Below are 10,961 nucleotides of genomic sequence, written 5' to 3' on the forward strand. Positions count from 1 at the left end.
AAGATAATCTGACGTCATGACCCGTCCGACGACTCCGACGACTCCGGCAACCGGCCGCCGCGAACGCAAGAAGGCCCAGACCCGCCAAGCGCTGGCCGACGCCGCGCTCCGGCTGTTCCTGGAGCGCGGCTACGACCACGTGGGCGTCAAGGACGTCGCCGACGCCGCAGATGTGTCGGTGACCACGCTGTTCAAGCACTTCCCCAGCAAAGAGGCGCTGGTGTTCGACCGGGAGACCGAGCACGGCGCGGATCTGGTCGCGGCGGTGCGCGACCGCGAACCGGGCCGGTCGGTCCTGGACGGGCTGCACGCCCACCTCCGGGGGCTGCTGGTCACCGTCCACGAGGCGGCGGAGTTCCGGACGTTCCGCGAACTGGTCGACGGCACGCCGGCGCTCAGTGAGTACGCGCACCGGATGTGGATGCGGCATGAATCCGCCCTGGCCGAGGCGATCGCCGAGGAGACCGGCACCACCGCGGACGATGTGACGGTGCGCGCGCTGGCCCACTACGCACTGGTCGCCCCGCGACTGGCCGGCGGCAGCGACGACCCCGGCCGCGCGGTGGACCGGATCTTCGCGCTCCTGAAGGACGGCTGGGGCGACTTCGGGGCCTGACACCCCGGCACCCGTCCGCCCCTCCGGTTGCGGGCCCGTCGCGCCCGTCGCACGATCGGCACCGTACGGAAACGATCAACGGCGTCCGACCACGGTGTACGAAGGCGGCTCGGCGCGGAGGGACGGACCACAGGTGAAGATCACTGAGCCCACGCCCGGAGCGCCGTGCTGGGTGGAGCTGGGCACCTCGGACGTGGCAGCCGCCCTCGTGTACTACCGCGAGGTCTTCGGCTGGCGCGCCGAGACCGACCCGCGTTCGGAAGCCGGCGGCTACACCGTCATGTCCCTGGGCGCTGCCCCGGTCGCCGCGGTCACTCCTCTCTACGCACCGGGGCAGCCGACCGCCTGGACCGTGTCGTTCGCGGTCCGTGACGCCGACGCACTCGCCGCCGCGGTCACCGAAGCGGGCGGGAAGCTGCTGGTGGAGCCCAGGGACGTCTTCGACGTGGGCCGCTTCGCCGTCGCCGCCGACGCGGAGGGTGCCGTCTTCTCCCTCTGGCAGGCCCGCTCCTTCCCCGGGGCAGCCCTGTTCAACGCTCCGGGCTCGCTCGGCTGGGTCGAACTCGCCACCCGGGACCCCGAGCGCGCGACGTCCTTCTACCCTCGGGTCTTCGGCTGGACGGCCGGCGTGCACGGCTCCTACACGCAGTGGGCCGTCGACGGCGCCGACTTCGGCGGTATGCGCTCCCTGGACGAGCGCAATCCGGACGATGTCCCCGCGCACTGGCTGCCGTATTTTGCGGTCTCCGACGTCGACGGGACGGCGGCCCGCGCCATCGAGTCGGGCGGCATGCTGCTGGGGCCCCCGACGGACGTACCCGACGGCCCGCGGATCGCCATGATCCGCGACCCCCAGGGCGCCGTGTTCGGTATCCACAGCGCCGACGGCGAGGGTTGACCCTCCGTCACACTCTTGGCCGCCCGGTCGAAGGGTCGTCACGCTTATCTGTTGATATGGGTGTAATGTCCATTTCGCGCCGATGGGTGGCCATTGTGCGTCGAGAACAGGAGACCCCTATGTCCACGACCGACATCCTCGTGGCCCGAGGCAAGCGGCTCGCCGCCGGAGCGGGCGCGCTGACCACGGCTGTCACCCTCGGTGCGACGCTGCTCGCCGCGGCGCCGGCCCAGGCCACTCCCTCGAAGTCGAAGCCGTACGGCACCGTCGCGGCCAAGGGTGGCATGAATGAGCGTCAGTACCCCAGCACGGACTCCTCCGTGAAGGGCTTCCTGCCCCATCGTGCGCAGGTCGGTCTGGCGTGTAAGGTCCGCGCCCAGAACGTCATGGGCAACACCGTCTGGTACCTGACCCGTGACCGTAAGAGCTGGGTCTCGGCGAAGTACATGACCAATACGGGATTCGTCAAGTACTGCAAGGACCTGTCGCGCAACCGGGTGGAGCCCAGCGGCGTCGCGAAGAACGCCAAGGGCTGACCCGCGGTCCCGATTGGCGGCCGGGGAGCCGTCGGCGCGCTCGTGGCATGGATGCAGGGCCCGGCCTCGATACCTCTGGGTACCGGGGCCGGGTCCTGTGTGCGTTCGGTACGGCCCACGGCCCGCACCCTTCCGTATTTCTGGAACAAGTTCTACTGTGCCTTCGATCCGGCACCCGACGGCCCGTCAGAAACCCGGCGGTCAGCGGTCAGGGGAGGCCGGGCGATTCGGACCGGACGAACTGGAGGGGCCGTGCACCTCGAATACACCCCCGGACAGCAGCAGTTGCGCGCCGAGCTGCGGACGTACTTCGACGGACTGGTGCCGGACAACGCCTACGCCCGGTATGCCGACCCCGCCTCCCAGAAGCGCTTCTACCGCGAGACCGTGCGCCGGCTCGGCGCCGACGGCTGGCTCGGGGTCGGCTGGCCCAAGGAGTTCGGCGGCCGGGGCATGAGCCCGATGGAACAGTTCATCTTCTTCGACGAGGCGGCGCAGGCGGGAGTGCCGCTGCCGCTGATGGCGCTGAACACCGTCGGCCCGACGATCATGCAGTTCGGCACCGGCGAGCAGAAGGCGTACTTCCTGCCCAGAATCCTCTCCGGCGAGATCGACTTCGCCATCGGCTACAGCGAACCCGACGCCGGCACCGACCTGGCCGCCCTCAAGACCCGCGCCGTACGGGTGGGCGACGAGGAGACCGGCCACTACGTCGTCAACGGCCAGAAGATCTGGACGACCAACGGCGACACCGCGGACTGGGTGTGGCTGGCGGTCCGCACCGACCCCGTAGAAGAGGGGGCCCCGCCCCACAAGGGCATCACCATGCTCCTGGTCCCCACCAGCGACCCCGGCTACTCCTGCACCCTGATCAACACCCTCGCCTCGCACGACACCACCGCCAGCTACTACGAGAACATCACCGTCCCCGCCTCCCGCCGCGTCGGCCAGGAGAACAAGGGCTGGCGGATCATCACCAACCAGCTCAACCACGAGCGCGTCACCCTCGCCGCCCACGGCACCATGGCCATCCGCGCGCTGCACAACGTCCAGCGCTGGGCCGCCGACACCAAGCTCGCCGACGGCCGCCGAGTCATCGACCTCGGCTGGGTCCGTGGACGGCTGGCCCGTACCCACGCCAGACTGGACGCCATGAAGCTGCTGAACTGGCAGATGGTCGACGCGCTCCAGCAGGGCACGCTCACCCCGCAGGACGCCTCCGCGGTCAAGGTCTACGGCTCCGAGGCCCGGCGGGACGCCTACGCCTGGCTGATGGAGGTCGTCGGCTCGGCCGGCCCGCTGAAGGAGGGCTCGGTGGGCGCCGTGCTGCACGGCGAACTGGAGCGCGGCTACCGCTCGGCCGTCATCTTCACCTTCGGTGGCGGCAACAATGAGATCCAGCGCGAGATCATCTCCTGGATCGGCCTCGGGATGCCCCGCGTACGGCGCTGAGACGGCTTCGGGAGGTGCGGTGATGGCAGGCGACCCAGGGCTCTTCGGCCCCCGCTCGGTGACCTGGCAGATGCACGGCGATCCGATGATGTGGATCGCGGGCGTCCGCGCGCTGTATTACCAGGCGCTGCATCCGCGGGCCATGCGCGGCGTGATGCAGAACTCCGACTTCAGGAGAGATGCCTGGGGCCGGCTGATGCGCACCGCCAACTTCGTCGGCACCCTCACCTACGGCACGACCGAGGCCGCCGAGCGGGCCGGCGCCACGGTCCGCGGCATCCACCGCCGGCTGTCCGCCACCGACCCGGCCACCGGCGAACGCTACGGCGTGGACGAGCCGGCGCTGCTGTTGTGGGTGCACTGCGCGGAGGTGGACTCCTACCTGCACGTACTGCGCCGCTCCGGCTTCCCCGTCAGCGACGCCCAGGCCGACGCGTATCTCGACGAGCAGCGCGAGAGTGCCCGGCTCGTCGGCCTCGACCCGGCCGAGGTCCCCGGCGACCGGGCCGCGCTCGCCGCCTACTTCGCGCGCGTACGGCCCCAGCTCGCGCTCACCCCCGAGGCCCGCCAGGTCGACGACTTCCTCCGCAGCCCGCCGACCCCCGCCCCGCTCGTCCCGGCGCGGGAGCTGCTGTGGCGGCGGGTGGCGGAGCTCGCCTACGGCGCACTGCCCCCGTCCGCACATGAGCTGTACGGGCGCCCGGCGCCCCCGCCCGCCACCGTCACCCGCAGGCTGCGCGACACCGGCAGCATCCTGCGGGCCGTTCCCCCCACCCTCCGCTGGCAGCTCCCGCCCCGGCACATCCTGCGCGCGGTGGCGCGACTCGGCCCCGGCACCCGCCCAGCGCCCTACAAGCTGCGCCGTTCCGCCGCCATACTGGGCGGGCAGGACACGCAGGGGGAGCTGCGCGACTGAACACGGGGACGGGGGCGGGGAAACGCGATGGCGGAAAACAGGCTGGTACAAGGGCGTTACCGGCTGCTCGACACCATCGGGCGCGGCGGCATGGGCGAGGTGTGGCGGGCCCTCGATGAATCGCTGGGCCGCCAGGTCGCCGTCAAATGCCTCAAGCCCATGGGGCCGCGGCACGAACCGGGGTTCCTGCGGGTACTGCGCGAGCGCTTCCGCCGCGAGGCCCGGGTCGCGGCCGCCCTCCAGCACCGCGGCATCACCGTCGTCCATGACTTCGGCGAGGACGACGGCACCCTGTTCATCGTCATGGAGCTGCTCAGCGGCCGTAACCTCAGCCAGCTGATGGACGACAACCGGCGCGCGCCGCTGCCCGTCCCCGACGTCATCGAGATCGCCGAGCAGCTCACCGCCGCGCTCGCCTACACCCACGAACAAGCCATCGTGCACCGCGATCTCAAGCCGGCGAACATCGTGCGGACCACCGACGGCACGGTCAAGATCTGCGACTTCGGCATCGCCCGCCTCAACCACGACATCGGTTTCACCGCCCGGCTGACCGGCACCGGCGTCGCCATGGGCACCCCGCACTACATGTCGCCCGAGCAGATCGGCGCCGGCTCCGTCGACCACCGTAGCGACCTCTACTCCCTCGGCTGTGTGCTGTACGAGATCGCCACCGGGGCCCCGCCGTTCAACCAGGACGACGCCTGGTCGGTGCTCGTCGGACACCGCGACACCGCCCCGGAACCCCCGCGTTCACAGCGCCCCGACCTGCCCGAGGCCTACCAGCGGATCATGCTCGACCTGCTGGCCAAGGACCCGGACGACCGGCCAAGGGACGCCGATGAGCTGGGTAAACGCCTCGCCGACGCACGGCACCGGCAGGGCGGCCGTGGCGCTGCGGAAGCGACGGCGCCCACCGTGCGGCTGCCGTCCTGGACCCGGGGGATGACCAGCGGCTCGCCGGCGAGCGGCGCCCGGCCGCCCCGCCGGACCCTGCCGGACCGGGCCGCCACCGTCCTCACCGACGCCTGGACCGGCGGCCCCGGCACACAGCGCCGCGAGGCGTCCCCGGTCGCCGGAACCGCCCGCCCCGCACCGTCCGCCGACGCACCCGACGTCCCCGATGACCCGGCAGCCCTCACCGCCCGCCTGGACACCAGCTACGCACTGGGCAGGCTCGGCCGCCACTTCGAGGCACACCAGATCGCCGCCGAGGTGCTCGCCGGACGCGAGCGGGCGCTGGGCCCCGACCACCCCGACACCTTGAGCTGCCGTCACCATCTCGCGTGCAACCTCGGCCGGCTGGGGCGGCTGGAGGACTGCTGCGCCATGGCCCGGGAGGTGGCCGAGGCGCGCGCCCGGGTGCTCGGCGCACACCATCCCGACACCCTCGCCACCCGCTATGAACTCGCTTTCGTGCAGGGCCAGTTGGGGAGGTGGACGGAGGCGCTGTGGTCGTACCAGGAGGTTGCCGCGGCACGTACCGAGACGCTCGGCGCCGGCCACCCCGACACCCTCGCCGCCCGCTACGAGGTCGGCATCAGCCTCGGCCGGCTGGGCCGCGGCGCCGAGGCCCTGACCGTCTACCGCGACCTGGTGGCGGCCCGTACCCGCGCACAGGGCGCCGACCACCCCGAGACGCTGCGCGCCCGGCACGGCCTGGGCGTCAACCTCGGGCGGCTCCGCCGCTGGGAGGAGGCGCTCGTCGAGGCCCGCGAGGTGGCCGCGGCGCGCGAGCGGGTGCTGGGCGCCGACCACCCCGACACCCTGGTCAGCCGCCGCGAGATCGCCGTGGCGCTCGGCTGGCTGGGCCGCTGGGCGGACGCACTGGGCATCTACCGCCAGGTCGCCGACGCCCGCGAACGGGTCCTGGGCGCTGCGCATCTGGACGCGCTCGCCAGCCGCAGCGACGAGGCCCAGTGCCTGGACCAGCTCGGCCGCGCGGCCGACGCTGCCGCCCTCTACCGCCGGGTCGCGGCGCTGCGCCGGGAGCGCGCCGCGGGACGGCGGTAACGGGCGGCAGCAAGACGCCCGGTGAAGCGCCCGGCAGGACGCCCGGTTCAGTCCGCGCCGACCCGGTAGAGCAGCGTGGCGTGCGGCGGCACGTCCTTCGCGACGATGTCCCCTTCGCTGTGGCGGGTGCGCCCGGTCACCAGATCGCGCATCCAGTACCTACCGGCGTCCGGCAGCCCGGCCGCCTCTGCCGACGTGGACAGCGTGCGCGGCGCGTCGCCCGAGTTGAACAGGGCGACGGCCCGGTCGCCGTTCGCCAGCGGCTTGGACAGCACCGCGAAGCCCTCGCCCTGCCGTACGACCTCCCCCTGGACGCCGAGCGGGTCCTGGTCGACGGCGATGACCCGCTTGTTGCCCAGCACCTTGCGCGCCGCGGGCGAGAGGCCGCTCAGATCCGTACTGGAGATCAGCGGCGCGGCCATCACCGCCCACAGCGACATCTGGCTCTGGATCTCGTCCCGGGTCAGCCCCGAGTCACCGGCCAGCAGGAAGTCGGGGTCGTTCCAGCGGCCGGGCCGCTGAAGACCGGCCAGCCCCGCGTTGTAGCCGAAGTTGTAGACGATCGAGGACCACTTCGTGGCCCGTGACTGCTTCTCCAGCGCGATGTCCCGGCCGCCCCGCCACAGGTTGCCGAGCTCGCCGGACCAGCGGATGACCTTGTGCCAGACGCGGTCGCCGGAGTACTGGAAATAGGCGGGCGCGGACACCGAGAAGGTGATGTCCCGGCCGGTGGCCGCCAGCGCACGGCTCTGCTGCTGGTACAGGTCGTGGTAGGTCTCCTCCTTGGTGCGCCCCGGGGCGAGGGGCACATTGCAGCCGTCGGCCTTGAGGTAGTCCACCTTCCAGCGCGCGAACTGATCGGCGTCCTGCTGGAAATGACCGAGGCTGCCCGGGTACTTCCCGCAGGTGAGGGTGCCGACGTCCTCGTAGATGCCGAACTGCAGCCCCATCCTGTGCAGCTGCCGGCCGATGTACGCCATTCCGTGCGGGAATTTCGCCGGGTCCGCCACCAGTTCGCCGTCCGGGCCGCGCTCCTTGGCCATCCAGCAGTCGTCGACGGTGACGGTGTCGTAGCCCTTGTCCGCGAGGCCGGTGCTCACCAGCGCCCGCGCGTTGTCCAGGACGACCTTCTCGTTGACGTCGCACATGTAGAACGACCAGTTGTTCCACCCCATCGGGGGTGTCGGGGCAAGATTCGGATACGCCTGCGGATGTGCCTGCGGATATGCCTTCGGATGGGCCTGTGGATGGGCCTGTGGATGGGCCTTCCGGTACAGGTCCGCGTGTTTGGCGCCCGGTGCACGGGCCGGTTCGGGGGCGGCGGACGCGGGGCCGGTCGCCGCGAGGAGCGCCGCCGAGCAGGCGGCGACGGCGGTCAGTCCGGCGAAAGTGCGGCCGATGCGGGGTACCGACGGGTGGGACACGGGTCACCTCACGGAGGGGCGGGACGGCCTGAGCGCCGCACCACGGGCGGTGCCGCAACGACGCACCGGCCGGACGCTAGGATCCGGCCCCTGCCCGGTCAAGAAGCCCCACCGGCCGCGCCGGAGGTTTCAGCCGCCTGCACCTGGCAAGCACGATCACCGCGTGCTACGAAGAGGCATGCCGGAACGGACTTCGTACGACGTGGTCATCGTCGGCGGCGGGCACAACGGACTGGTCGCCGCCGCCTATCTCGCACGCGCCGGGCGCAGCGTGCTGGTGCTGGAGCGGCTGGACCACACCGGTGGTGCCGCCGTGTCGACCCGGGCGTTCGCCGGCGTCGACGCCCGGCTGTCCCGCTACTCCTACCTCGTCAGCCTGCTGCCGCCCAAGATCGTGCGGGACCTCGGGCTGCGCTTCGCGGTCCGCAAACGCACCGTCTCCTCCTACACCCCCGTCGTACGAGAGGGCCGCCCCACCGGCCTGCTGGTGGGCGGCGGCCCGTACCGCACCCGAAAGGCGTTCGCCGAACTCACCGGCTCCGACCGGGAGTTCACCGCCTGGCAGCGCTTCTACGGCAGCACGCACCGGCTCGCGGAACGCGTCTTCCCGACCCTCACCGAGCCGCTGCCCACCCGCGCCGAGCTGCGCGCCAGGATCGACGACGACGCCACCTGGCACGCGCTCTTCGAACGCCCCCTGGGCGAGGCGGTCGAGGCGGCCTTCGCCGACGACCTGGTCCGCGGAGTGGTCCTCACCGACGCCCTCATCGGCACCTTCGCCACTGCCCACGACCCGTCCCTGCGCCAGAACCGCTGCTTCCTCTACCACGTCATCGGCGGCGGCACCGGAGACTGGGACGTCCCGATCGGCGGCATGGGCGCGCTCACCGACGCCCTGGCCGATGCCGCCCGCCGCGCCGGCGCGGAGATCGTCACCAACTGCGCGGTGAACGCCATCGCCACCGACGGCCGCCATGCCGAGGTGACCTCCGACCACGGCGCGGTCGGCGCCCGCCGGGTCCTGGTCAACGCCGCGCCACGGGAACTGTCCCGGCTGCTCGGCGAGGACCCGCCGCCGCCCGCGGAAGGCGCCCAGCTCAAGGTCAACATGCTGCTGACCCGGCTGCCGCGGCTCCGGGACACCCGGGTGGACCCACGGGAGGCATTCTCCGGCACCTTCCACATCGCCGAGGGCTACCGCCAATTGGAGACCGCCTACCAGCAGGCAGCATCCGGCGAACTGCCCACCGCCCCACCCTCCGAGATCTACTGCCACTCCCTGACCGACCCCTCCATCCTCGGCGCGGAACTGGTCCGCCAGGGCTACCAGACGCTCACCCTCTTCGGGCTGCACACCCCGGCGAGACTGTTCACCGCCGACAACGACACCACCCGCGAACGGCTGCTCACCGCCACCCTCGCCGAGCTGGACACCCACCTCGCCGAACCGCTCGCCGACTGCCTGGCCCGGGACGCCGACGGCCGCCCGTGCATCGAGGCCCGCAGCCCCCTGGACCTGGACCGCGAGCTGGGGCTGCCGGGCGGCAACATCTTCCACCGCGACCTGGCATTCCCGTACGCGGACGACGACACCGACGGCGACGGCGTCCGGGCGACCGTTCCAGGCCGGTGGGGCGTGGCGACCGGGCACGCCAACGTCCTGCTGTGCGGGGCGGGAGCGGTGCGCGGCGGGGGAGTGAGCGGGATCCCCGGGCACAACGCGGCGATGGCGGTACTGGAGGAGGGCTGAGGACGGCCTGCGTCCGCGTCCTGGACCGTACGCCCTGAGGCAGGTGTGCAGGAATCCTGCTGTGGCCGCGCCGGACGGCGGGGCGGCCACCGCTGGGCCAGCATCGCAGCCCGTATCCGAACTGGACTGGCCTCCACCCCCGTCAGCGTCCCGGACTGCTCTGGGCGCTCCATGAGAGCGATGTCTCCCAGACCGGTGAAGGCGCCGGGGGGACCCGCGGTACACCCGACTGATCGAGGAACTGAACGAGGCCAGCCCGGAAGTGCGGGACTGGTGGCCCCAGTATGAGGTGCAGGCCCGGCGCAGTGGTCGGACATCCGTGACCGTGAACCGGCGGTCGGTGTCTTGCTGACGGGGCTTCTTACCGTCGGTTTACGGCTGGTCTGAGCAGGATGGAGGGCAAATAACGCCATTCTGCTGCAAGGCGCATGAGAGAGGATCAGTAGTGCGTTCACGTATCATCCCGGTTTTGGTCATCGCACCCGGCTCGGATTGCCGAGGCTGACCGGCGATGGCTGTATCCTCCCCATCTGCACCACCGTTGACTGCGCCTGCGAAACCGACATGGGATCCCAAACCATCTGACCGGGCGGCTCGCTGGCTGCGCCCGACGATTCGGATGCGGCTCACGATGTTGTACGGCGGCATGTTCCTGATGGCCGGCATCGTGCTGCTCGTGATCATCTACATGTCGGCTGCGAGCGCCCTTGAGGACGGCGTCCCGCCTCTCGGCGTCTCCGGTAGGGGCATCACGGTGAGCGTCGGCGGATGCCCACCGAGGTCTTCACCTGCTTCCCTCCCTGACATCAACGTCGCCCTGAACGGCTGCTTCGAGCAGCATCGCGCTGCTGCTCTGCACACTCTTTGGAATCGTTCCCTGATGGCGTTGATGGGCCTGACCGTCGTCGCATTCGCCGTCGGTTACGCGATGGCGGGGCGGGTGCTGTCGCCGCTGGGCCGGATCACGCGTACCGCGCAGCGGGTGGCCGGTTCGGATCTGCACCGTCGGATCGAGCTGGGCGGCCCGGACGATGAGCTCAAGGAGCTGGCCGACACCTTCGACGAGATGCTGGACCGGCTGGACCGGGCCTTCGAGTCGCAGCGGCGGTTCGTCGCCAATGCCTCGCACGAGTTGCGTACCCCGCTGGCGATCAACCGCACGCTGCTGGAGGTTCAACTCGCCGACCCGGACGCGTCGTCCGAGATGAAACAGTTCGGCAAGACGCTGCTGGCGACGAACGAGCGCAGCGAGCAGCTGGTGGAGGGGCTGCTGCTGCTCGCCCGCAGTGAGAACAAGGTCGTGGACAAGAAACCGGTCGATCTCTCCGAGGTCGCCGCGCAGGCCGTCGAGCAGAC

At 71.3% G+C, this 10,961-nt stretch carries 9 protein-coding genes and 1 pseudogene; 9 read left to right on the forward strand and 1 reads right to left on the reverse strand.

Annotated elements, in window-relative coordinates:
- Positions 1–16 precede the first annotated feature (16 nt).
- The 6 genes from AB0I10_RS20305 to AB0I10_RS20330 all read left to right on the forward strand — a co-directional run bounded on the left by AB0I10_RS20305 (position 17) and on the right by AB0I10_RS20330 (position 6,431).
- On the forward strand, positions 17–616 hold the full coding sequence (locus tag AB0I10_RS20305) for a TetR family transcriptional regulator (RefSeq protein ID WP_363153897.1): 600 nt from the start codon (positions 17–19) through the stop codon (positions 614–616).
- 133 nt (positions 617–749) lie between these two features.
- Positions 750–1,514: a VOC family protein gene (locus AB0I10_RS20310; protein WP_363153898.1), complete on the forward strand. Its 765-nt coding sequence runs from the start codon at positions 750–752 to the stop codon at positions 1,512–1,514.
- A 119-nt stretch (positions 1,515–1,633) separates the two neighbouring features.
- Positions 1,634–2,050, forward strand: coding sequence for an SH3 domain-containing protein (locus tag AB0I10_RS20315; RefSeq protein WP_363153899.1), 417 nt, complete (start codon positions 1,634–1,636; stop codon positions 2,048–2,050).
- 252 nt (positions 2,051–2,302) lie between these two features.
- Positions 2,303–3,502, forward strand: coding sequence for an acyl-CoA dehydrogenase family protein (locus AB0I10_RS20320; RefSeq protein WP_363153900.1), 1,200 nt, complete (start codon positions 2,303–2,305; stop codon positions 3,500–3,502).
- Between the two features lie 22 nt (positions 3,503–3,524).
- Positions 3,525–4,418 (forward strand): oxygenase MpaB family protein, encoded by an 894-nt coding sequence (locus tag AB0I10_RS20325; protein WP_363153901.1) that lies wholly within the window; start codon positions 3,525–3,527, stop codon positions 4,416–4,418.
- Between the two features lie 27 nt (positions 4,419–4,445).
- Complete coding sequence (locus tag AB0I10_RS20330; protein ID WP_363153902.1) at positions 4,446–6,431, forward strand: tetratricopeptide repeat protein; 1,986 nt, start codon at positions 4,446–4,448, stop codon at positions 6,429–6,431.
- Between the two features lie 47 nt (positions 6,432–6,478).
- Here the strand turns inward: AB0I10_RS20330 and AB0I10_RS20335 are convergent, their stop codons facing one another.
- Positions 6,479–7,855 carry a glycoside hydrolase family 27 protein gene (locus AB0I10_RS20335; protein WP_363153903.1) on the reverse strand — a complete coding sequence of 459 codons (1,377 nt, stop codon included), beginning with the start codon at positions 7,853–7,855 and terminating at the stop codon, positions 6,479–6,481.
- A 178-nt stretch (positions 7,856–8,033) separates the two neighbouring features.
- Between AB0I10_RS20335 and AB0I10_RS20340 the strand changes: the two genes are divergently transcribed.
- The 3 genes and pseudogenes from AB0I10_RS20340 to AB0I10_RS20350 form a co-directional block, all read left to right on the forward strand.
- Positions 8,034–9,605, forward strand: a complete 1,572-nt coding sequence (locus tag AB0I10_RS20340) for an NAD(P)/FAD-dependent oxidoreductase (protein WP_363153904.1) — start codon at positions 8,034–8,036, stop codon at positions 9,603–9,605.
- 208 nt (positions 9,606–9,813) lie between these two features.
- Positions 9,814–9,918, forward strand: a pseudogene (locus AB0I10_RS20345) (transcriptional regulator); the annotation flags it as partial.
- A 198-nt stretch (positions 9,919–10,116) separates the two neighbouring features.
- Positions 10,117–10,961 (forward strand): histidine kinase dimerization/phospho-acceptor domain-containing protein (locus AB0I10_RS20350; protein ID WP_363153905.1); only part of this gene is annotated, 845 nt, incomplete at its 3' end.

It is taken from the genome of Streptomyces sp. NPDC050636 (assembly GCF_040654775.1).
GTDB lineage: Bacteria > Actinomycetota > Actinomycetes > Streptomycetales > Streptomycetaceae > Streptomyces.

Coding starts and splice junctions, on each gene's coding strand:
- AB0I10_RS20305 (WP_363153897.1), top strand. CDS start 17: ATGACCCGTCCGACGACTCCGACGACTCCGGCAACCGGCCGCCGCGAA.
- AB0I10_RS20315 (WP_363153899.1), top strand. CDS start 1,634: ATGTCCACGACCGACATCCTCGTGGCCCGAGGCAAGCGGCTCGCCGCC.
- AB0I10_RS20325 (WP_363153901.1), top strand. CDS start 3,525: ATGGCAGGCGACCCAGGGCTCTTCGGCCCCCGCTCGGTGACCTGGCAG.
- AB0I10_RS20330 (WP_363153902.1), top strand. CDS start 4,446: ATGGCGGAAAACAGGCTGGTACAAGGGCGTTACCGGCTGCTCGACACC.
- AB0I10_RS20340 (WP_363153904.1), top strand. CDS start 8,034: ATGCCGGAACGGACTTCGTACGACGTGGTCATCGTCGGCGGCGGGCAC.